The 21,154-nt window shown below is 67.0% G+C and carries 19 protein-coding genes; 14 read left to right on the top strand and 5 right to left on the bottom strand.

Going from position 1 to position 21,154, the window contains the following annotated elements; all coding sequences use genetic code 11:
- Positions 1-32: 32 nt before the first annotated feature.
- The gene (locus TS85_RS23020; protein WP_227698592.1) at positions 33-929 is read right to left on the bottom strand and encodes a cobalamin B12-binding domain-containing protein; all 897 of its coding nucleotides are present in this window, start codon (positions 927-929) and stop codon (positions 33-35) included.
- 258 nt (positions 930-1,187) lie between these two features.
- Between TS85_RS23020 and bchF the strand changes: the two genes are divergently transcribed.
- Genes bchF through hemA form a run of 14 tightly spaced genes read left to right on the top strand, consistent with a single transcriptional unit; the run spans position 1,188 to position 16,775 of the window.
- Entirely contained in the window at positions 1,188-1,712 is a 525-nt protein-coding gene (bchF, locus tag TS85_RS23015; protein WP_044336879.1) for a 2-vinyl bacteriochlorophyllide hydratase, read from the top strand.
- 5 nt (positions 1,713-1,717) lie between these two features.
- The gene (locus TS85_RS23010) at positions 1,718-3,130 is read left to right on the top strand and encodes a ferredoxin:protochlorophyllide reductase (ATP-dependent) subunit N (protein WP_155006621.1); all 1,413 of its coding nucleotides are present in this window, start codon (positions 1,718-1,720) and stop codon (positions 3,128-3,130) included.
- On the top strand, positions 3,121-4,752 hold the full coding sequence (gene bchB / locus TS85_RS23005; RefSeq protein ID WP_044335384.1) for a ferredoxin:protochlorophyllide reductase (ATP-dependent) subunit B: 1,632 nt from the start codon (positions 3,121-3,123) through the stop codon (positions 4,750-4,752). Before TS85_RS23010 ends, bchB begins: the two co-directional genes overlap by 10 nt.
- Entirely contained in the window at positions 4,742-8,311 is a 3,570-nt protein-coding gene (locus tag TS85_RS23000; RefSeq protein WP_044335383.1) for a magnesium chelatase subunit H, read from the top strand. Before bchB ends, TS85_RS23000 begins: the two co-directional genes overlap by 11 nt.
- A gap of 10 nt (positions 8,312-8,321) precedes the next feature.
- On the top strand, positions 8,322-9,227 hold the full coding sequence (gene bchL / locus TS85_RS22995; RefSeq protein ID WP_044336875.1) for a ferredoxin:protochlorophyllide reductase (ATP-dependent) iron-sulfur ATP-binding protein: 906 nt from the start codon (positions 8,322-8,324) through the stop codon (positions 9,225-9,227).
- Positions 9,227-9,910, top strand: a complete 684-nt coding sequence (gene bchM / locus TS85_RS22990) for a magnesium protoporphyrin IX methyltransferase (protein ID WP_044335381.1) — start codon at positions 9,227-9,229, stop codon at positions 9,908-9,910. Before bchL ends, bchM begins: the two co-directional genes overlap by 1 nt.
- Positions 9,911-9,924: 14 nt before the next feature.
- Positions 9,925-11,418, top strand: coding sequence for a BCD family MFS transporter (locus TS85_RS22985; protein ID WP_227698591.1), 1,494 nt, complete (start codon positions 9,925-9,927; stop codon positions 11,416-11,418).
- 11 nt (positions 11,419-11,429) lie between these two features.
- Complete coding sequence (gene puhA / locus TS85_RS22980; protein ID WP_044335379.1) at positions 11,430-12,275, top strand: photosynthetic reaction center subunit H; 846 nt, start codon at positions 11,430-11,432, stop codon at positions 12,273-12,275.
- Complete coding sequence (gene puhB, locus TS85_RS22975; RefSeq protein WP_044335378.1) at positions 12,272-12,913, top strand: photosynthetic complex putative assembly protein PuhB; 642 nt, start codon at positions 12,272-12,274, stop codon at positions 12,911-12,913. The genes puhA and puhB overlap by 4 nt, the downstream gene beginning before the upstream one ends.
- Positions 12,910-13,407, top strand: coding sequence for a photosynthetic complex assembly protein PuhC (gene puhC, locus TS85_RS22970; RefSeq protein ID WP_044335377.1), 498 nt, complete (start codon positions 12,910-12,912; stop codon positions 13,405-13,407). Before puhB ends, puhC begins: the two co-directional genes overlap by 4 nt.
- Positions 13,404-13,700: a hypothetical protein gene (locus tag TS85_RS22965; protein ID WP_044335376.1), complete on the top strand. Its 297-nt coding sequence runs from the start codon at positions 13,404-13,406 to the stop codon at positions 13,698-13,700. Before puhC ends, TS85_RS22965 begins: the two co-directional genes overlap by 4 nt.
- Positions 13,697-14,767 carry a magnesium-protoporphyrin IX monomethyl ester (oxidative) cyclase gene (gene acsF / locus TS85_RS22960; RefSeq protein ID WP_044335375.1) on the top strand — a complete coding sequence of 357 codons (1,071 nt, stop codon included), beginning with the start codon at positions 13,697-13,699 and terminating at the stop codon, positions 14,765-14,767. Before TS85_RS22965 ends, acsF begins: the two co-directional genes overlap by 4 nt.
- Complete coding sequence (gene puhE / locus TS85_RS22955; RefSeq protein WP_044335373.1) at positions 14,764-15,552, top strand: putative photosynthetic complex assembly protein PuhE; 789 nt, start codon at positions 14,764-14,766, stop codon at positions 15,550-15,552. The genes acsF and puhE overlap by 4 nt, the downstream gene beginning before the upstream one ends.
- A complete protein-coding gene (hemA, locus tag TS85_RS22950) occupies positions 15,552-16,775 on the top strand; it encodes a 5-aminolevulinate synthase (protein ID WP_044335371.1) in 1,224 nt (407 codons plus the stop codon). The genes puhE and hemA overlap by 1 nt, the downstream gene beginning before the upstream one ends.
- Positions 16,776-16,891: 116 nt before the next feature.
- On the opposite strand, the gene TS85_RS22945 is transcribed toward hemA, so the two are convergent.
- The 4 genes from TS85_RS22945 to pufL all read right to left on the bottom strand — a co-directional run bounded on the left by TS85_RS22945 (position 16,892) and on the right by pufL (position 21,117).
- Complete coding sequence (locus TS85_RS22945) at positions 16,892-18,145, bottom strand: DUF3422 family protein (protein ID WP_044335369.1); 1,254 nt, start codon at positions 18,143-18,145, stop codon at positions 16,892-16,894.
- A 61-nt stretch (positions 18,146-18,206) separates the two neighbouring features.
- The gene (gene pufC, locus TS85_RS22940) at positions 18,207-19,307 is read right to left on the bottom strand and encodes a photosynthetic reaction center cytochrome PufC (RefSeq protein WP_044335367.1); all 1,101 of its coding nucleotides are present in this window, start codon (positions 19,305-19,307) and stop codon (positions 18,207-18,209) included.
- Positions 19,304-20,278: a photosynthetic reaction center subunit M gene (pufM, locus tag TS85_RS22935; RefSeq protein ID WP_044335366.1), complete on the bottom strand. Its 975-nt coding sequence runs from the start codon at positions 20,276-20,278 to the stop codon at positions 19,304-19,306. Before pufM ends, pufC begins: the two co-directional genes overlap by 4 nt.
- A gap of 14 nt (positions 20,279-20,292) precedes the next feature.
- Positions 20,293-21,117, bottom strand: coding sequence for a photosynthetic reaction center subunit L (gene pufL, locus TS85_RS22930; RefSeq protein ID WP_044335364.1), 825 nt, complete (start codon positions 21,115-21,117; stop codon positions 20,293-20,295).
- Between the last annotated feature and the right edge of the window lie 37 nt (positions 21,118-21,154).

Here is a 21,154-nt window from a genome sequence, read left to right as displayed (position 1 = left end):
GACGATCGTCGAGCTCCGGGAAAAGAGGGCCCTCAACGGCAGACGGCGACCTCCGCTGCGCGGCTGCGGACCAGAGCGGACGCCATCCGAAGAGCAAGTTTGGCATCAGGGGCGGTACCATCGGCTCCAATTTGCACGGCCAGGTCAGGGTTCGCAATGAAAACTCTACCGCCCACCATCACGCACGCGCGCGGATTTCTGGACACATTCCGCATTGCAGCAATCAGGGCAGGGAGATGGGCAATATGGGAGTCCAAACTGATCGTCAACCCGATCAGGTCGAACCAGCCGCCGGAGACGCGCTGGAGCAATCCGGACACATCGGCATCGCTCAGCCGGTCGGTCTCCCAGCCGTCGCGGCGAAAGACCTCGCCGATCACGACCGTGCCAAAGCTGTGCTGGTCGCCGGGCATCGACGCGAACAACGCGCTATATCGTTCTGCCGCCCATTTCCGGCCCAGCGACGCCTGTCCGCCGATCTCGTGGAGGACTTCCTGAAGCCGCCACAGCCCCATCGTCACGTCCATGAAATCGCAGCGATCATCGTCCCAATATTCGCCCAGCAGCCGCGCTGCGGGGGCAAGCAGGTCGACCATCACCGTATCGACGCTGACGCCGCGCGCGAGAATGCGCTCGACATGCGCGAGCAGCGTATCGGCTTCGACCTGCAACGCCAGCGGGGCAAGTTCGGCGACCTCAGCCGGGTCGATCGTCTCGCCGGGCTCGAGTGCGGCACTGGCCGGCGGGCGTGTATCCGAAGCGTGCGCGACCATAAGGCGCGGAATGATCTCGCTTTCGATCAGCGTCGAAAGCGACCGGCTGTCCTCCAGATCGACTCGCGTTCGAAAAGCGGCAAGGCTGTCGTCGCGCGGCCAGTCGCGCGCGCGCATCGACGGGGTGTCGGTAGGCCCGCCTCTCACAGATCGCATCAGCGACGGCATACATGCCCCTCCCGTTCGGGCCAGGCCTCTCGGTCTGGTCAAGGACTCCCGACCACAGGATGGTCCCGCCTTGTTGGCGTGTCCCACCGAGTCGCGAGCATAGAATCATTTTAACTCAGCTTACAACCGCAAAGCACCGCCGCACCGCAGCATGTGTCAAATTATTTGGACGTCAGTTTTTATTGACACTTTGCCGGAGCCTGGCTTAGTCTCCATGCATCAGGGGCAATGGAGAGGCGGGACGCGATGCGGTCGAACGACCCTTCCTTCGCAGGTACCAAGGGGGGCACATCCCAGCCCCTCTACACGCCCGAACAGCGCCGCCGCCGCGACGCGACTCGCTGGACCCTGGTGCAGGGAATTCTCGCCCCGGTGCAGTTCCTGATCTTCCTGATCAGCCTGGCGCTCGTGCTGCGCTACCTTGCCACCGGCGACGGCGCCACTGCCGCAACCGTCTCGATCGTCGTCAAGACGCTGACGCTCTACACGATCATGATCACCGGCTCGATCTGGGAGAAGGTGGTGTTCGGCAAATGGCTGTTCGTCCCCGCCTTCTTCTGGGAGGACGTGTTCAGCATGCTCGTGCTGGCGCTGCACACCGGCTATCTGGTGGCGCTGTTCGCCGGGCTGGGCTCGGAGCGCGACCGGATGCTGCTCGCGCTGGCGGCCTATGCCACCTACGCAATCAACGCCACGCAATTCCTGCTAAAGCTGCGCGCGGCACGGCTCCAGGGTACATCCACGGTCCAGACATTGGCGGTGGCAGCGTGACCGCGTTGCCGTCCGCCGCCCCGCTGGGATGCGAATCCGCACCCGTCCTGCGCGAACGCGGACAGCGCGAAGTGTTCTGCGGGCTCACCGGGATCATCTGGCTGCACCGCAAGGTTCAGGACGCCTTCTTCCTCGTCGTCGGCTCGCGCACCTGCGCGCATCTGCTCCAGTCCGCCGCCGGGGTGATGGTGTTCGCCGAGCCGCGCTTCGGCACCGCGATCATCGAGGAGCGCGATCTCGCCGGGATGGCCGATTGCAACGAAGAGCTGGATCGCGTCGTCGATCGGCTGCTCGCGCGGCGCCCCGACATCAAATTGCTGTTCCTGGTCGGCTCCTGCCCCTCCGAAGTCATCAAGCTCGACCTGTCGCGCGCCGCCGCGCGGCTCTCGGTAAAACATTCTGGCAGCACCAAGATCCTCAATTATTCGGGCTCGGGGATCGAGACCACCTTTACAGAGGGTGAGGATGCCTGCCTCGCCGCTTTGGTCCCCGATCTCGCCGCCGACACCTCCGACGAACCCAGCCTGATGATCGTCGGCGCGCTGCCCGATGTGGTCGAGGACCAGTTCCTGCGGCTCTTCGCCGAGCTTGGCATCGCGCGGGTCCATGCGCTTCCCGCCCGCCGCGCCGGCGCCATGCCCCCGGTCGGCCCGAACACCCGCTTCCTGCTCGCCCAGCCCTTTCTCGGCGAGACCGCGCGCGCGCTCGAGGATCGCGGCGCGACGCGGCTCGACGCGCTGTTCCCGTTCGGTGCGGAAGGCACGACCCACTGGCTCCGCGCCGCCGCGAGCGCCTTTGGCATCGACGAAATGCATTTCCGCCGCGTCATCGCCCCCGGCCGCGAGCGCGCCAAGCGGGCGATCGCGCATTCCGCCGAGCGGCTGGCGGGAAAGCGCATCACCTTCCTCCCCGACTCCCAGCTCGAAATACCCCTGGCGCGCTTCCTCGCGACCGAGCTGGGCATGGTCCCCGTCGAAGTCGGCACCCCCTATCTCCACCGCCGCCACCTCGCGCAGGAACTGGCGCTGCTCCCCGCCGACACGCTGATCAGCGAGGGCCAGGACGTCGACAAGCAGCTCGACCGCGTCCGCGCCGCCCGGCCCGACCTCACCGTCTGCGGCCTCGGCCTCGCCAATCCGCTCGAGGCCGAGGGGCTGACGACCAAATGGGCGATCGAACTGGTCTTCTCGCCGATCCACGGCTTCGATCAGGCAGGCGACCTCGCCGAACTCTTTGCGCGCCCGCTGCGGCGCCGGGATGTGCTGCAGCTCCCAACCGTCATCCCGGCTCCCCCCGTCATCCCGCATTCCCCCGTCATCCCGGCGAAAGCCGGGACCTCAGGCAATGGCGCCAGACAGACTCAGCACGAGACCCCGCCTCTCACCCAGGCAACAACCGGAGGTCCGTCATGCAACTGACCGTCTGGACCTATGAGGGGCCACCCCATGTCGGCGCGATGCGCGTCGCGACCGCGATGCAGGACGTCCACTACGTCCTCCACGCGCCCCAGGGCGACACTTATGCCGACCTGCTGTTCACGATGATCGAGCGGCGCGGCAAGCGCCCGCCGGTCACCTACACGACGTTCCAGGCTCGCGATCTCGGCAAGGACACCGCCGAGCTGTTCCAGACCGCCGCCCGCGACGCCTATGCGCGTTTCCGCCCCCAGGCGATGCTGGTCGGCGCGTCGTGCACCGCCGAGTTGATCCAGGACGATCCCGCCGGCATGGCGCAGGCAATGGCGCTGCCCTGCCCGGTCATCCCGCTCGAGCTGCCCAGCTATCAGCGCAAGGAGAATTGGGGCGCGGCGGAGACCTTCTACCAGATCGTCCGTACCCTCGCCGACAAGGCCGCCCGCCCCGCCCCGCGCGAAGGTCGCCGCCCGCGCGCCAACCTGCTCGGGCCAACGGCATTGGGCTTTCGCCACCGCGACGATGTAATCGAAATCACCCGCCTGCTCGGCACGCTCGGCGTCGACGTCCACCTCGTCGCCCCGCTCGGCGCCTCGCCCGCCGACATCGCGACGATCGGTGCGGCGGACTTCAACATCCTGCTCTACCCCGAAATCGGCGACACCGCCGTTCGCTGGCTGGAGAAGACCTTCGGCCAGAAGACCGTGCGTACCGTGCCGATCGGCCATGGCGCGACATGCGACTTCATCGCCGAAGTCGCCGCGCTCGCCGGGATCGACGCCGCCGCCGCGCTCGATACCTCGAACCTGCCCTGGTGGAGCAAATCGGTCGACTCGACCTACCTCACCGGCAAGCGCGTCTTCCTGTTCGGCGACGCGACGCACGTCATCGCCGCCGCCCGCGTCGCACGCGACGAACTCGGCTTCGAAGTCGTCGGGCTCGGCTGCTACAACCGCGAATTCGCCCGCGACCTCCGCGCGGCCGCCGCGCTTTACGGCGTCGAGCCGCTGATCACCGACGATTATCTCGCAGTCGAGGACGCGATCCAGGCGCTCCAGCCCGAGCTGGTGCTCGGCACCCAGATGGAGCGCCACATCGCCAAGCGGCTGCGCATCCCGTGCGCGGTGATCTCGGCGCCGGTCCATGTCCAGGATTTCCCCGCCCGCTATTCGCCGCAAATGGGGTTCGAGGGCGCAAACGTGCTGTTCGACACCTGGGTCCACCCGCTGGTGATGGGACTGGAGGAGCATCTGCTGACGATGTTCCGCGACGATTTCGAGTTCTCGGACGCGCACGGCGCCAGCCATCTGGGGCATGGGTCTTCGCAAATCCTCCCCGAGCTTGCTCGGGGAGGGGGACCATCGCAAAGCGATGGTGGAGGGGCCGCCGTCGCAGACGGCGGTGTTCCACCGCCGCCCCTCCACCATTCGCCGGAAGAGGCGAATGGTCCCCCTCCCCGTGCCGGGGAGGATTTATGGTCCCCCGACGCCGAACGCGAACTCCTCAAAATCCCGTTCTTCGTGCGCGGCAAGGCGCGCCGAAACACCGAGAGATACGCCGCCGAACAGGGCCTGACCACGATCACGCTCGACACGCTCTATGACGCGAAGGCGCATTATGCCCGGTAACGCGCCCCTGCACGTCGTGATCGTCACGCTCGACAACCATCTGTCGGGCGCCGCCGAGCGCGCCGCCGCGCAGTTCGCCCGCGACGGTTCGGCGATCACCATCGGCTTCCACGCCGCCGCCGATTGGGACCGGGACGCCGGCGCGCTCGACCGCTGCATCGCCGATATTGCGCGCGGCGACATCGTCATCGCGACGATGCTGTTCCTCGACGACCATATCCTCGCAGTGATGCCCGCGCTCGCGGCGCGGCGCGAAGACTGCGCGGCGATGATCGGGCTGATGTCGGGGAGCGACGTCGTCAAGCTCACCCGCCTCGGCGACTATCGTATGGATCGCCCCGCCAAAGGCCCGCTCGCCCTGCTCAAGCGCCTGCGCGGCTCGTCCAAGCCCGGCACCTCCTCGGGCGCGCAGCAGATGAAGATGCTGCGCCGCCTGCCCAAGATTTTGCGCTTCATCCCCGGCACCGCGCAGGACGTGCGCGCCTATTTCCTGACGCTGCAATATTGGCTGGCGGGCAGCGACGACAATGTCGTCAACATGATCCGCGCCCTGGCCAATCGCTACGCCGGCCACACCGCGCGCGGCGAGGCACCGCGCGACTATCCCGAAGTCGGCCTCTACCATCCTGCTCTCAAGGAGCGGATGGTCGAGACCGTCGACGCGCTTCCCGCCAGGCCGGGCGCCACCGGCACGATCGGCCTGCTGATGCTGCGCTCCTATCTGCTCAGCCGCGACACCGGCCATTATGACGGCGTCATCGCGGCGATGGAGGCACGGGGGCTGCGCGTCCTCCCCGCCTTCGCCTCCGGGCTCGATTCGCGCCCGGCGATCGACGCCTTCTTCGTCAAGGACGGCCACGCGACCGTCGATGCCGTGGTCTCGCTGACCGGGTTCAGCCTCGTCGGCGGCCCCGCCTATAACGACGCCGCCGCCGCCGAGACGATCCTCGCCCAGCTCGACGTGCCCTATGTCGCGGCGCATCCGATCGAGTTTCAGTCGCTCCAGCAATGGGGCGCGAGCCGCCAGGGGCTGCTGCCGATCGAAGCGACGATGATGGTCGCCATCCCCGAGCTGGACGGCGCAGTGCTGCCCAGCGTGTTCGGCGGGCGGGCAGACGGCTCGGCGGGCGCCTGCACCGGCTGCGGGCGGCGCTGCACCTTCCCGGCATCGGGCCTCACCCGCGCGATGCAATCCTGCCCCGAGCGCGCCGAGGCACTGGCGGGCAAGGTTGCGAAGCTGGTCGCGCTACGCCGCTCCGATCGTGCCGCGCGCCGCCTCGCGATCGTCCTGTTCAACTTCCCGCCCAATGCGGGTGCCACCGGCACCGCCGCGCACCTAGCGGTGTGGGAGTCGCTCCACGCGACGCTGACCCGCCTGGCGGGCGAAGGCTATGCCGTCACAGTCCCCGCCGATGTCGATGCGCTGCGCGAGGCGGTGCTGCACGGCAATGCCGCGCGCTACGGCGCCGACGCCAATGTCCATGCCCGCATTCCCGCCGACGATCATGTCCGCCGCGAGCAGCACCTCGCGCAGATCGAGGCGCAATGGGGTCCCGCCCCCGGCAAGCAGCAGAGCGACGGCGGCAGCATCCACGTCCTCGGCGCGCAGTTCGGCAGCGTGTTTATCGGCATCCAGCCCGCCTTCGGCTATGAAGGCGATCCGATGCGGCTCCTGTTCGAGGGCCGCTTCACCCCCACCCACGCCTTCAGCGCCTTTTACCGCTGGCTGCGCGAGGATTTCGCGGCCGACGCGGTGCTGCATTTCGGCACGCATGGCGCGCTGGAGTTCATGCCCGGCAAACAGGCCGGGCTCAGCGGCGATTGCTGGCCCGAGCGGCTGATCGGCGACCTTCCCAACATCTATCTCTATGCGGCCAATAATCCGTCCGAAGGACTGATCGCCAAGCGCCGCTCGGGCGCGACTTTGGTCAGCTATCTGACGCCCCCGCTGGCCGAGGCCGGTTTGTACAAGGGGCTGAGCGACCTCAAGGCGCTGCTGGAACGCTGGCGCGCCTCCCCCTCCGAAGACGAGCGGGCTGCCCTGGAGCCGATGATCCGCGACGCGGCAGAGGGGCTCGACCTCAACCCGCCCCAGAGCGGTCCTGCCGGGCAGGCCGCAACATGGGAAATCGGCGCGCTCGCCGCGCATCTCTACGAAGTCGAGCGCGAACTGATCCCGCATGGCCTCCATGTCCTCGGCGCGCCACTGTCCGAAGAAACCCGCGCGCAGATGATCGCGGCGGGCGCCGATGCCGATCTCCCCACCGCCAACACCGAACTCGATGCGCTGGTCCATGCGCTCGACCCGGGCTTCGTCCGCCCCGCGCCGGGCGGCGACGTGCTGCGCAATCCCAAGGTGCTGCCGACCGGGCGCAACCTCCACGGTTTCGACCCGTTCCGCATCCCCGGCGCCTTCGCAATCGCCGAAGGCACGCGCCAGGCCGAGGACGTGATCGCGCGCCATACCGGCACGGGCGCCGCGTTCCCCGAGACGCTGGCGATGGTGCTGTGGGGCACCGACAATCTCAAGTCGGAAGGCACGCAGATCGCGCAGGCGCTGGCGCTGATCGGCGCGCGGCCCCGCTTCGACGACTTCGGACGCCTCGCCGGTGCCGAGCTGGTGCCGCTCGCAGAGCTGGGCCGTCCGCGCATCGACGTGGTCGTCACGCTCTCGGGAATCTTCCGCGACCTGCTGCCGCTCCAGACCCGGATGCTGGCCGAAGCCGCCTGGCTCGCCGCGAGCACCGATGAGCCGCTGGAGCGGAATTTCGTCCGCAAGCACAGCCTGGCGCACGCCGCCAAGCATGACTGCGACCTGGAAACCGCGGCGCTGCGCGTCTTCTCCAATGCCGAGGGGGCCTACGGCGCCAACGTCAACATGCTGATCGACGACGGCGCGTGGAGCGATCCCGACGAGATCGCCGAAGTGTTCGAGCGCCAGAAGGGCTATGCCTATGGCCGCACCGGCACCCCCGAGCGCCAGGCCGAATTGTTCAAGACCGCGCTCGCCGGAGTCGACCTCGCCTATCAGAATCTCGATTCGGTCGAGCTCGGCGTCACCGATATCGACCATTATGTCGACGCGCTCGGCGGGATCAGCCGCTCGATAACCCGCGCCCGGGGCAGCGCCGCGCCGATCTACATCGTCGATTCGACGCAAGGCGCGACCAAGGTCCGCACGCTTACCGAGCAGGTCGATCTCGAAACCCGCACCCGGATGCTCAATCCGCTCTGGTATGAGGGGATGCTCAAGCACGGCTTCGAAGGTGTCCGCAATATCGAAGCGCATGTCACCAACACGATGGGATGGTCGGCGACCACCGGCGAAGTCAGCCCGTGGATCTATCAGCGGATCAGCGAGACCTATGTCCTCGATGCCGAGATGCGCGAACGGCTCGCGACGCTCAATCCCAAGGCCTCGGCCCGGGTCGCCAATCGCCTGATCGAAGCGAGCGACCGCCACTATTGGGCGCCCGACGCGGCGACCCTCGCGGCACTCCATGCCGCCAGCGACGAACTCGAAGACCGCCTCGAAGGCGTCACTGCGGTGGCGGCATAAGGAATTGATGATGGCCCTGATGGATCCCCCCACCCGCGCGCGCGACCGGATCGGCCTCGATGGCGAAGGCAGCCTCCAGGTCGCGCTCGATCCCAACGACCGGATCGGCAATGCAAAGGTGTTCGCCGTCTATGGCAAGGGCGGGATCGGCAAATCGACCACCTCATCGAACCTCTCCGCCGCCTTCTCGCTGCTCGGCAAGCGCGTGCTCCAGATCGGCTGCGACCCCAAGCATGACAGCACCTTCACGCTCACCAAAAAGCTGATGCCGACGGTGATCGACGTCCTCGAAACCGTCCAGTTCCACGCCGAGGAACTGCGCCCCGAGGATTATATGTTCGAGGGCTATAACGGCGTGATGTGCGTCGAGGCGGGCGGCCCCCCGGCGGGCACCGGCTGCGGCGGCTATGTCGTCGGCCAGACGGTCAAGCTCCTCAAGCAGCATCATTTGCTCGAAGAGACCGATGTCGTGCTGTTCGACGTGCTCGGCGACGTGGTGTGCGGCGGGTTCGCCGCGCCGCTGCAACATGCCGAACGCGCGGTGGTGGTCGCCTCCAACGACTTCGACAGCATCTTCGCGATGAATCGCATCGTCGCCGCGATCAAGGCCAAGGCCAGGAACTATGATGTGCGGATGGCGGGGGTGATCGCCAACCGTTCGGCGGCGACCGACGAGATCGACCGCTTCAACGCCGCGACCGGCCTCAAGACACTTGCGCACTTCCCCGATCTCGACGCCATCCGCCGCTCGCGGCTCAAGAAATGCACCTTGTTCGAGATGGAACAGACCCCCGAGGTCGCGGCGGCATGCGACGAGTATAAGCGCCTGGCGGCAACGATGTGGGCAGGCTGCGACGCACTCGATGCCGAGCCGATGAAGGACCGCGACATCTTCGAATTCCTGGGGTTCGAATGATGGCGACGCTGAGCTACGATCGCTTCCGCACCGACCTCGAAACCTATTTCGACCGCACCGCGTCGCGGGCGTGGGAGCAATTGACGTCGGACGCGCCGGTCAGCGGCATCCGCGCCAAGGTCCGCGCGGGTCGCACCGACATGCGCGACACGTTGCTGTCCTGGCTCCCCGCCGACATGACCGGGCTCCGGCTGCTCGACGCGGGGTGCGGCACCGGCGCGCTGGCGATCGAGGCCGCGCAGCGCGGTGCGGAGGTCGTCGCGATCGACGTCGCCGCCAGCCTGATCGCGATCGCGCGCGCCCGCGCGCCGGCGGGATTGAACATCGACTGGCGGGTCGGCGACATGCTCGACGGCGCGCTCGGTCGGTTCGATCATGTCGTGGCGATGGACTCGCTGATCCATTATCCGGCGTTCGACATCGTCGACGTCCTCCGCACGCTGGCCGACACCACCACCGGATCGATCGCCTTCACCTTCACGCCGCAGACCCCGATGCTCAGCGCGATGCTCGGCGTCGGGCGGCTGTTCCCGCGCGGCGACCGTTCCCCCGCGGTCCTCCCGGTACGCGAAGCACTGCTGCGCACGCTGATCCGCCACGCGCTCCCCAAGGCGCGCCTCGGTCGCGATCGCCGCATCTCGGCGAGCTTCTATACCAGCCACGCGCTGGAGGTGGTGCTCTGACCTACCTCGCCGCCTTGAAGGCCTCGCTGGCCCCGCGCCCCGCGCCCGTTCGCGGGACTGCGCCGAGCCCGGTCGAGAGCCTCAAGACCGGCGCGTTCTGGAATCGCCTTGGCGCGCGCTTCCTGCCCTTCGCCGATGCCGCGACCGAGGATCTGCCGCTCAGCCGCATCCTGCGCCTGTCGCTGTTCCAGGTCTCGGTCGGAATGGCCGCGGTGTTGCTCACCGGCACGCTCAACCGAGTGATGATCGTCGAACTCGGCATGTCGTCGAGCCTCGTCGCCGCGATGGTCGCCTTGCCGCTGCTGTTCGCGCCGCTGCGCGCGCTGATCGGGTTCAAATCGGATCATCACATTTCGGTGCTCGGCTGGAAGCGGGTTCCCTATATCTGGTTCGGCACGCTGATGCAGTTTGGCGGGCTCGCCATCCTGCCCTTCGCGCTGCTGGTCATGTCGGGCGACGGCATCGGGTCGCCGGCGATCGGGCAGGTCTGCGCAGCGCTCGGCTTCCTCCTCGTCGGCGCGGGGATGCACACCACGCAGACCGCCGGGCTGGCGCTCGCAACCGATCTCGCGCCCGATCATGCCCGCCCGCGCGTCGTCGCGTTGCTGTACGTGATGCTGCTTGCGGGCATGATGCTCAGCGCGATCGTGATCGGTCGCCTGCTCGCCGATTTCACCCCGACCAAGCTGGTCCAGATCGTCCAGGGCGCGGCGCTGCTTACGATGGTCCTCAACCTCGTCGCCCTATGGAAACAGGAAGCCCGCAACCGCGCGGCCACCGCCGCCCGCGCATATCAGCCAAGTTTCTCAGAGGCTTGGGCGGTATTTTCCGCGCGACCCCGGACAATGCGGCTGCTCGTCGCAGTCGGGCTCGGCGCGGCGGCGTTCAGTATGCAGGACGTGTTGCTCGAACCCTATGCCGGGCAGATCCTCGGGCTGAGCGTCGGCGCAACCACGTCGCTCACTGCGCTTTGGGCACTCGGCATGCTCGCCGGATTCGCCCATGCCGCCAGGCGGCTGGGCGAGGATAGCGACCCGCTCCGGCTGGCCGGATTCGGCGGCGTCGCCGGGATCTTCGCCTTCCTGTTCGTGGTGTTCGCCGGGCCGCTCCAGTCGGTCGCCCTGCTCGGGATCGGCGCGATCTTCATCGGCTTTGGCTGCGGGCTCTTCTCGGTCGGCACGCTGACGGCGGCGATGGCGATTTCAGACGATACCGCGCTTGGCGGGCGAACCGGGCTCGCGCTCGGCGCCTGGGGCGCCGTGCAGGCAACCTGCGCCGGGCTGGCGATCGCGATCGGCGCGTTCGTGCGCGACATGGTCTCGGCCGCTGCCGTTGCGCAGGATCTCGGGCCCACGCTCGCCGGCCCCGCCACCGGCTACACCTTCGTCTATTGCGTCGAGATCATGCTGTTGCTCGCCACGCTCGTCGCGCTCGGGCCGCTCGTCGGCGGCACCCGCAATCCGATTCTACCACCTCGCCGCTTCGGCCTCAGCGAATTTCCGATCTGAAAGGGACGGCCATGCACCCCCAGCTCACTCAAGGCATCGATGTCGCGCTCCTCGTCTTCTGGGCGTTCGTCCTGTTCTTCATCGGCCTCGTCTTCTACCTGCGACGCGAGGATCGCCGCGAAGGCTATCCGCTCGAGGATGCGATTTCGGGACGGCTCCAGGCACCGGGCGGCCCGCTGTCGATGGCATCGACCAAGTCTTTCCTGCTGCCCTTCGGACATGGCACCGTCACCGCGCCGACTCAGGGCCGCGAGCCGGTTGATATCGCCGCCCGCCGCACCGAACGCTCGGTAGGCGCGCCCTATGCCCCGACCGGCAACCCGCTGGTCGACGGCATCGGTCCGGCAGCCTGGGCGGAGCGCGCCAAGCGGCCCGACCTCGACATGGAGGGCCATCCGCGCATCGTCCCGCTGGACACCGCGCCGGGATTCCACGTCGCGCAGCAGGATTCGGACCTGACCGGCTGGCCGATCATCGCCGCCGATGGCCGGATCGCGGGGACGGTGCGGACTTTGTGGATCGACAAGGCCGACCGCCTCGTCCGCTATCTCGATGTCGCGCTGAGCGGGGCGACTGCACAGCCAGCCGACTCGACCGTGGTTCCGATCATGGCCCCAGCGGCAGGCACCGAGCCGCTGGTCGCCACCGGCCCCTTGCTCGCGCCGATGATGATGGCGCGCGTCGACCGGCGTGGTCACCGCGTGGTGATCGACGCGATCACTGCCGCACAGTTCGCCGACGTGCCACGCCTTTCCGCGCCCGATCAGATCACGCTGTATGAGGAAGAGCGGGTCCAGGCCTATTTCGGCGGCGGCTATCTCTACGCCAGCGCCGACCGGCAGGAGCCGCTGCTGTGACCGAATATGAGAATGAGCCGATCCCCGGCCTGCCCGGAATCCCGCCTGCCGGCGAGACGATCCTCTGGCAGGGCTCGCCCGACTGGCGCGCGCTGGCGCGCACCGCGTTCCACACGCGGCTGATCGCGGGCTATTTCGCGCTGCTCACTATGTGGGCGATGATCGCCACGTTTGCGCGGGGCATCCGCTCCCCAGGCGACCTCACGGGCGTAGGGATGACCGCGTTGCTCGGCGCGATCTGCGTCGCCCTGCTCCATCTGCTCGCCTGGGGCGCCGCGCGCACGACGATCTACACGCTCACCAATCGGCGGATCGTGCTGCGCATCGGCATGGCGCTGCCCAAATGCATCAATCTGCCGCTCGGGCTGGTCGGTGCGGTCGATCTCGCTGCGCGCGCCGACGGATCGGGCGATATGCCGCTCACCATCATCGGCCAGCAGAAGCTCGGCTACCTTGCCCTGTGGCCCCATGCCCGCCCCTGGAAGCTCGCCGCCCCGCAACCGATGCTGCGCGCCGTCCCGAACGCGGCTGAAGTCGCGGCGCTGATCGCACGGACCTGCATGGCGGCCAGCCCCACCGGCCAGGTCGCCATGGCCAGGCCCGCGGTCGCGACCTTTGGCGAGGCGGTGGCGGCATGAGCGGCACCCATAGCCATGGCGAGATGCTGCCGCGCGGGACGCTGGTCCTCGCCGGCGCGCTGGTGGCGTTCGCGCTTTCGGCGGCAAGCTTCGTCCGCATCGCCGACATTCCGCCCGCAGCATCGCCCGTGCTGATGCGCGAGCAGGCCGGGATCCGCCCGGTCAAGTCGCGCGACCTTCGCTTCGTCGACCGGGCCGACGGCGCGGTGGTGATCGAGGATGTGCGCGGCGGTATCGCGGCGGTCGTCGTCCCGGGGCAGCAGACCGGCTTCATTCGCGGCGTGATGCGCGGGCTGGCGCGCGAGCGGCGTGCGCATGGCATCGGCAACGGCCCTTCGTTCAAGCTGACGCTGTGGGCGGACGGCGAACTCTCGCTGGTCGACAGTGCCACCGGCCGCGCGCTCGAACTCACCGCCTTCGGCACGACCAACCGCGCGACCTTCGCGGCGCTGCTCGACGCCCATAACGCCAAGTCCGTGGACCCCACGGCATGATCGCGCTGCGCCGAACCCGCTTCGAAACGCCCTGCCGCGTCGAAGTCGAACTCAGCGACGAATATTGCCGCGCGAATGTGGTGCTGGGCAATGACTATGAAGTCGGCCCGGGCGATCGCGTCCGCGTCCATGGCGCGCCGATCTGCGTCGGCTTTGGCGAACGCCGCGTCGAGGATCGCATCGCCACCGTCGAGCGCGCGAGCACCGTCGAGCGGCTATGGACCAAGTTCGCAGGACATTTCGAGATGACCGAACTCTACGAAGTCAGCTTCAGCGATCGGACCCACCTATGAACGCGATCACGCCCCTCAAAGCCGCCACGTCCGACGACGCCATGGCACTGGCGCGCCAGAACACGGTGCTCAGCCCCCGCTTCTACACCACCGATTTCGCAGCGATGGACCGCATCGACGTGTCGGCGGTGCGCGGCGAGTGGGACGCGCTGATCGCCGAGATGGTCGCCGATCCCAACCGGCTTCACTTCAAACGCACCGCCGCGTTCGACGGCGTGATCGAGAGCCTGCCCGATGGCCTGCGCGAGGAATTCACCGACTTCCTCGTCAGCTCGCTGACCGCCGAGTTCTCGGGCTGCATCCTCTATGCCGAGATCGCCAAGCGCGCGAAGAACCCCGACATCAAGCAATTGTTCAGGCTGATGAGCCGCGACGAAAGCCGCCACGCCGGCTTCATCAACGATACGCTCAAGGATGCCGGGATCGGCATCGATCTCGGCTTTCTGACCAAGACCAAGAAATACACCTATTTCCGCCCCAAATTCATCTTCTACGCCACCTATCTCAGCGAGAAGATCGGCTATGCGCGCTACATCACGATCTTCCGCCATCTGGCGCGGCATCCCGAGCTGCGCTTCCATCCGATCTTCAACTGGTTCGAACTGTGGTGCAACGATGAGTTCCGCCATGGCGACGCCTTCGCCATTTTGATGCGCAACGATCCCAAGCTGCTGACCGGGGTCAACACGCTGTGGATCCGCTTCTTCCTCGTCGCGGTCTACACCACGATGTATGTCCGCGATCACAATCGCCCCGCCTTCCACAAGGCGCTGGGAATCGACCCGACCGACTATGATTCGCGCGTCTTCACAATCTGCTCGGAGATCACCCGCCAGGTGTTCCCGGTCGTGCTCGACACCGACAGCCCCCGTTTCGCGCGCGGGCTGGAGCGGATGCGCAAGATCGCCGTCGCTATCGACGCGGCAAAGGCGCAGGGCGGGCTGGTCGGCGGGATCAAGCGCGTCGGGCTGAGCGCCGCTGCGGTCGCCAATTTCGCACGGCTCTATTGCACCCCGGTCAAGCGTAACAGCGCCCCCGCCTCGGTGCGCCTGGTCCCGGCCTGGTGACGATCCCGCCGCTCCTTTTCGCACTGCTGATGTGGTTCATCGGCACCGGCGCGGTGGTCTGGCTCGACAGCCGCCCGCGCGAGACCTTCCGCACCAGCCTGATCCTGGCCGGGCTGGTGGCGATCGCGGCGATCGGGCTGGTCTGGGCCAAGGCCGGCGATACCAGCGCGGGCGGCGCCTATGCCGGCTTTGCCGCGGCGATCCTGATCTGGGGCTGGCACGAGATGAGCTTCCTGATGGGGCATGTCGCCGGGCCAAACCGCGCCGAATGCCCACCAAATGCGGTCGGCTGGGCGCGCTTCAAGGCGGCGACCGCCACCGTCATCCACCACGAGCTGGCAATCGCGGCGACCGCGATCCTGCTGTTCGCGATCACCTGGGGCCAGCCCAACCAGGCCGCACCGCTGACCTTCCTGCTGCTGTTCGTGCTGCGCGTCTCGGCCAAGTTCAACCTGTATCTGGGCGTACCCAATCTCAGCGACGAGGTGTTCCCCGAGCATCTCGCCTATCTGAAAAGCTATTTCCGCAAGGCGTGGTGCAATCCGCTGTTTCCCTTCTCGATCCTGCTCGGCAGCGGCATCGCCGCCTGGGCCTGGACCGTGGCGGAGCGCGCGCCGGTGGACAGCGGCGCCTCTGCGAGCGCGACGCTGATCGCCGGGCTCGCGGTGCTCGGGGTGGTCGAGCATCTGTTTCTGGTTTTGCCGCTTCGCGATGCGAAAATGTGGCAATGGGCATCCAACAACAAGGCGGCACAGGCCGTCATCGAGCGTGTGGGGAGAGGGTAATGGATTACGAGGCAGTGTTCGCCGGTCAGCTCGACGGGTTGCGCGAGGCGGGCAATTACCGCGTCTTCGCCGAGATCGAGCGCCGGGCGGGCCAATTCCCCCGCGCAAAGCGCTGGACCGAAGAAGGCCAGGTCGAGGATGTCACCGTCTGGTGCTCGAACGACTATCTCGGCATGGGCCAGCATCCCAAGGTGCTCGCGGCGATGCACGAGACGCTCGATCGCTGCGGCGCGGGCGCGGGCGGCACGCGCAACATATCGGGCACCAACCATCAGCATGTGCTGCTCGAGGCCGAACTCGCCGATCTGCACGGCAAGGAAGCGGCGCTGATCTTCACTTCGGGCTATGTCTCGAACTGGGCAGCGCTTTCGACGCTGGCCTCACGGCTGCCCGATTGCGTGGTGCTGTCCGACGCGCTCAATCACGCGTCGATGATCGAGGGCATTCGCCACAGCCGCGCCGAGTGCAAGCGCTGGCGGCATAACGATGTCGCGCATCTTGACGAACTTCTGTCGCAGGTCGCGCCCGGTCGCGCCAAGCTGGTCGCGTTCGAGAGCGTCTATTCGATGGACGGCGACATCGCCCCGATCGCCGAGATCCTCGACGTGTGCGAGAAGCACGGAGCATTGACTTATATCGACGAAGTCCATGCCGTCGGCCTCTACGGCCCGCGCGGTGGCGGCGTCGCCGAGCGTGAAGGGCTGATGGACCGGATCGACGTGATCGAAGGCACGCTGGGGAAAGCGTTCGGCGTGATGGGCGGCTATATCACCGCGTCCAAGAATCTGTGCGATTTCGTCCGCAGCTTCGCGAGCGGATTCATCTTCTCGACTGCGCTGCCCCCCGCCGTGGCGGCCGGCGCCGCGGCGTCGATCCGGCACCTGAAGCAAAGCCAGATCGAGCGCGTCCGCCACCAGAACCGTGTCGCGATCGTCCGCCAGCGCCTCGATGCGCTGGGCATCCCCCATTTGCCCAACCCCAGCCACATCATCCCGGTGATGGTCGGCGACGCGCACCATGCCAAGATGATCAGCGACTGGCTGATGGCCAATCACGGCATCTACGTGCAGCCGATCAACTATCCCACGGTACCGATGGGCACCGAGCGGCTGCGGATCACCCCGTCGCCGGTCCACACCGATGGCGACATCGATCGGCTGGTGACTGCGCTCAGCGAAATCTGGTCGCAATGCGCACTCGCCCGCCAGGCGATCGCCGCTTAGGTTCGATACCGTTCCCCGGCATCTCATCGTCCTGATGAGGGCCGGGGCCATTGGATCAGTGGATTGCTTGGTGAGCGCCGGTCCCGGCGCCGCACGTTCCGGCGGAAGAGCCCGCCCTATTCCGCCAGCCGCTTCCGCAACCGCCCCACCATCAGCGCGACCGCCGCGATCACCAGCGGCACCGCCGCCGCCATCGCAACATGGTGGTCCGTCCCCGGCAATGCGGCGACGATGTAGCTGACCAGCGCGACCAGATAGTAACTGATCGCGACGATCGAGAGCCCCTCGACTGTCTCTTGCAGCCGCAACTGGAGGTGGGTTCGGCGGTCCATCGAGGTCAGCAGATCGCGGTTCTGCTTGGCAAGCGCGGTATCGATCCGCGTGCGCAGCAGCTCGCTGGTCCAGGATGCACGCTGCGACAGGTCGTTGAGCCGTGCGGAGAAGGATTCGCAGGTGCGCAGCGCGGGCGTCAGCCGCCGCTCCGTAAAATCGGCGAGTGTCTGGTATCCGCGCACCGCGTCGATCTTCAGCCCGGCAAGACGGTCAATGCTGAGTTGTCCATAGGCGCGCGTCGCGCTCATCCGATAGCGGGTCTCCGCGAGCAGCCGGGCAAGCTCGGCCGAGAGGAACGAAAGCTCGTCGAGCAGCTGATCGTCTTCCGACGTCCGCTCCGACACGGCATGCGTCAGGCTGGCCAGCCGCGCCTCGAGGCTGGTCACCGCCGGCGTCAGCCGCTGCGCGAGCGGCAGGCCGAGCAGGGCCATGTTGCGGTAATTGCCGAGCTCCTGGAGCCGCAGCAACAGCTGTGCCGGCTCGTCGCGCTCCAGCCCCCCATCGCGCACCAGCAGCCGGCCATAGCCATCGTCCTGCAACCGGAAATCGGACGTCACCGTCGCCAGCCCGCCGGCGACGTCGCAGACGATCAACGCCTCGGGCTCGAACCAGCGCTCGAGATCGGCGGGGGTCGGCTCGGGCGCGTCGGCGGCGACGAACGCGATCTGCGTCGCGCGGACGATCTCGCCCGGCATGTCGGCGCAGATATGGGACTGGACCGGTTCGAACCACTCGGGATCGAATGGCGTGTCGAACGCCCCGGGCCGGAGCAGGGTATAGGTCGCGAATTCGGTGTGCCGCTCCCAGACCAGGGTAACGCCCTCCAGCTCCAGCACCGCATAACGGGCCGATGCCGGCACCAGTGCGCGCCCGGCGGCAAGCAGCATCGCGATATGCTCGCCTGCGAACTCCGCCGAACCCTCGCCTAGCAGGGTCACGAACTGCAACAGTCGGCACGGTGTCGCGAAGCGCGGCAGACGCCGGACGTGCATTTCCTCCGACAGTGCTGCGCGCAACGAATGGCTGCGGATCGTCATACTCAGGCGATCCCCGCGCAAGCCGGACCGCGCCCCCCGACATGGGCGGCGCGGCGGCGAGTCACTTCTTGCCAGTCATCGCGGCTGGGTTTGCGAACGCCTCGGGCACCGCCGTCCCGGCTCCCGGACCGCCCGCGGGGACCGCAGGGGGCGCCGCGCCGCTGAGCGCCGGAGCCTCGGCCAGCATACTCACCCCGCCCAGCGGCTTGGAAAGGCCCTGGTGACAGGTCGTGCAATTGACCTTGTACGGATCGCCTTGCGGTCCCTTGCGATTGGCCGGGAACACCGACGTCAGCGACTCGATGTAATTCTCATTGGCATCGCGGACCATGCGGATCCCGTAATAGGCGGTGCCGCGCTGTGCCCGGCTGAGGTTCCACGCCCGGAAGGACTGGCTGTTGTGGCAATAGGTGCAATTGACGCCCAGCGCCGAACTGACATGCATCATCAGGCCGTAGGATTTCTCGGCATCCTTGATCGACACGACATGCTGCGGCGAGGGATAGGCGCTGCTGCTCGCGACGCGGACCTGGGCCTTGCCGGCCAGATAGTCGGCAAACGGATCATAGGGCAGCGACGAAAAGCCCACATTGATATTGGGGGTATTCTGGCCATGCCGGTAACCCAGCACCGATCCCGGATGCGGCGTGCCTTCGGCCAGCGCCCATTTGTTCTCGGGCACCGCATTGCCGCGATGGCAGGTGAAGCAGGTGACGCCGGTCGTCTTGACGTGGCTCGCCCATTTCGAATTGATGTTCTGCGTCATCTGCAACATGCGCCGCGCGACGACCTTGGTGTATTTCTCGTCGGACGCCAGATTCTCGGGATTGTGGCAATAGCTGCAACCCTGTTCGGGGGGCGCCACCCACTGGTTCATCTCCGCCATCAGATGGTCGAAACGCTCTTTGCCAACGGCGCCCAGCACCTTGATATTCTGATAGCTCTCGCCCGCCGTCGGCCCGCCGTCGGGCGGCAAGGGATAGGGCGGCGCCGGTATGGCATTTTCCTTGGCGATCGATCTGACATCGACGATCTGCTCCAGCCCGGTGCCGCGATAGCCGGTTTGCGTCGATTGTTTGGGGCCTAGCTCGCAGCCGCCGAGCAGCGCCACGCCAAGCATGGCAATCGATCCGGCTGCGATGGGGAAGAACGAACGGCTCATTGCGGCGCTCCCGGCAGGCTGGCAGGATCGAGGACGCCGGTGCTGGGATAGCTTGGCGCATAGCCGTGCAGCACCGCCCACAGATACCAGTTATCGACTACCGTGCCGGTCAGCAGGATGCCGATCGCGCCGGTCAGCGGCGTCAGCACCGCGAACCACCACGCCCAGCGATGGATCGATTCCATCGTAGCGTTGAACCCCATCGTCCAGCGCCAGAACAGTGCCGCGCGCTCTGCAGCGGTGCCGCGGTCGGTGATCTGCTCGATCTCGCGCTCGCCGCCATAGCGCCCGACCGCAAGGATCGTCGCGCCGTGCATCGCGAACAGCAAGGTCGACCCATAGAGGAAGACGATCGAGAGGCAGTGGAAGGGGTTATAAAAGAGGTTGCCGTAGCGGATCGAAAAGGCCGCGGTCCAATCCAGGTGGGGGAAGATGCCGAACGGCACGGCTTCCGCCCAGCTTCCCATCAGCATCGGCCGGATGAAGCCCAAAGTGACGATCAGGAACACCGCCGACAGGAACGCCCAGGCGACATGCGTGCCCATCCCGAGCTGCGTGGCGCGGCGATGCGTGCGCACGAACCACAGCAACAGCGCGGCGACCATGAAGAAGCCTGCGATCTTCCACCATCCGCCCTCGGCCAGCGGCACGAACAGGCTGAACCCATATTGCGGACCAGGCGGCTCCAGCGCGAGCCAGGGAAGCTGCCGGACGAACTGGATCGGATCCCAATTGACCGAGGCGAACATGTTCAGCCCGATGATCTCAAAGCTGAGAAAGGCGCAGACCAGCGAGGCGATGCCAAGCTTGCCGAGATAGATCGGGCCGATCTGCGCCGCGCCGAGCTTGCCGGCCCAGTAATTATAGGTGCTCAGCTCACCGCGGGCGAAGCTGCCCGCCGGCAGCGGCGGTCCAGCCTCCAGCGGCCCGCGCAACTGAATTTGGGTGAACATGTTCTGATAGCGGATCATCGCAACTCTCCCCCTCAAGACCAGATCGGCAGGTTGAGCCACCAGGTCCACCATTCGGGCCATCCGCGCGTCCACAGCGGCCCCGAGATGATGATGCAGATCGCGCTCCAGAACCCGGCCGACAGCGCGAGGAACAGCCCGAGGCGGTGAATGCCGAGCGTGCCGATCGAATAGCCGATGGTGTCGCGGAAAAAGGCATCCTCATATTCGGGCGACTTGACGGCCTCGCCCTTGGGCGGGTTGACCGCCGACAGCACGAGCGCGCCATGGAAGGCCAGCGCCCCGCCGGTGACGAAGAAGAAGCTCACCGCGATCATGTGCGCGGGGTTGTAGTGGAAATGGAGATATTGGTAGCCGGTGTTCGACACCCAATCGAGATGGCTGAAAATGCCGTAGGGGAAGCCAAAGCCCCAGGCCCCCAGCAGCCAGGGCCGGATCACGACCAGGCTGACATAGGCGAATATCGCGAAACCATAGGCGAAGGGAATGTGATAGCCGATCCCGAGCTTTCGGCAGATCTCGACTTCGCGCAGCGCCCATGACACGAACGCGCCGATCGCGCAGAGCGTGATGATCTGCCAGAACCCGCCTTCGCGCAGCGGCGCGAGGCCCAGGCCATAGCTGATGTCGGGCGGCGCGATGCTGATCAGCCAGGGATTCCAGGTCGGCCCGAGCGAGGCCGCGTAAAAGATCAACGCGGTCCCCAGCGCCGCGGTAATCGCGGTCGTCACGCCGAAGAAGCCGACGTAAAAGGGACCCACCCAGAAATCGAACAGGTCGCCGCCGATCAGCGTGCCCCCTCGCACCCGGTATTTTCGCTCGAAGCTCAGCAGCGCCATGACATCTCTCCGCTCCCCGCACGCAAGTCGGGGATCG

The organism is Sphingomonas hengshuiensis (assembly GCF_000935025.1).
Taxonomy (GTDB): domain Bacteria; phylum Pseudomonadota; class Alphaproteobacteria; order Sphingomonadales; family Sphingomonadaceae; genus Sphingomonas; species Sphingomonas hengshuiensis.
This window is presented reverse-complemented; position numbering and strand designations above follow the sequence as displayed.

Bases quoted from the DNA above. Each gene is read 5' to 3' on its own strand.
- TS85_RS23020 (WP_227698592.1), bottom strand. From the start codon at position 929: ATGCGATCTGTGAGAGGCGGGCCTACCGACACCCCGTCGATGCGCGCG.
- bchF (WP_044336879.1), top strand. From the start codon at position 1,188: ATGCGGTCGAACGACCCTTCCTTCGCAGGTACCAAGGGGGGCACATCC.
- bchB (WP_044335384.1), top strand. From the start codon at position 3,121: ATGCAACTGACCGTCTGGACCTATGAGGGGCCACCCCATGTCGGCGCG.
- TS85_RS23000 (WP_044335383.1), top strand. From the start codon at position 4,742: ATGCCCGGTAACGCGCCCCTGCACGTCGTGATCGTCACGCTCGACAAC.
- bchL (WP_044336875.1), top strand. From the start codon at position 8,322: ATGGCCCTGATGGATCCCCCCACCCGCGCGCGCGACCGGATCGGCCTC.
- bchM (WP_044335381.1), top strand. From the start codon at position 9,227: ATGGCGACGCTGAGCTACGATCGCTTCCGCACCGACCTCGAAACCTAT.
- puhA (WP_044335379.1), top strand. From the start codon at position 11,430: ATGCACCCCCAGCTCACTCAAGGCATCGATGTCGCGCTCCTCGTCTTC.
- puhC (WP_044335377.1), top strand. From the start codon at position 12,910: ATGAGCGGCACCCATAGCCATGGCGAGATGCTGCCGCGCGGGACGCTG.
- TS85_RS22965 (WP_044335376.1), top strand. From the start codon at position 13,404: ATGATCGCGCTGCGCCGAACCCGCTTCGAAACGCCCTGCCGCGTCGAA.
- acsF (WP_044335375.1), top strand. From the start codon at position 13,697: ATGAACGCGATCACGCCCCTCAAAGCCGCCACGTCCGACGACGCCATG.
- hemA (WP_044335371.1), top strand. From the start codon at position 15,552: ATGGATTACGAGGCAGTGTTCGCCGGTCAGCTCGACGGGTTGCGCGAG.
- TS85_RS22945 (WP_044335369.1), bottom strand. From the start codon at position 18,145: ATGACGATCCGCAGCCATTCGTTGCGCGCAGCACTGTCGGAGGAAATG.
- pufC (WP_044335367.1), bottom strand. From the start codon at position 19,307: ATGAGCCGTTCGTTCTTCCCCATCGCAGCCGGATCGATTGCCATGCTT.
- pufM (WP_044335366.1), bottom strand. From the start codon at position 20,278: ATGATCCGCTATCAGAACATGTTCACCCAAATTCAGTTGCGCGGGCCG.
- pufL (WP_044335364.1), bottom strand. From the start codon at position 21,117: ATGGCGCTGCTGAGCTTCGAGCGAAAATACCGGGTGCGAGGGGGCACG.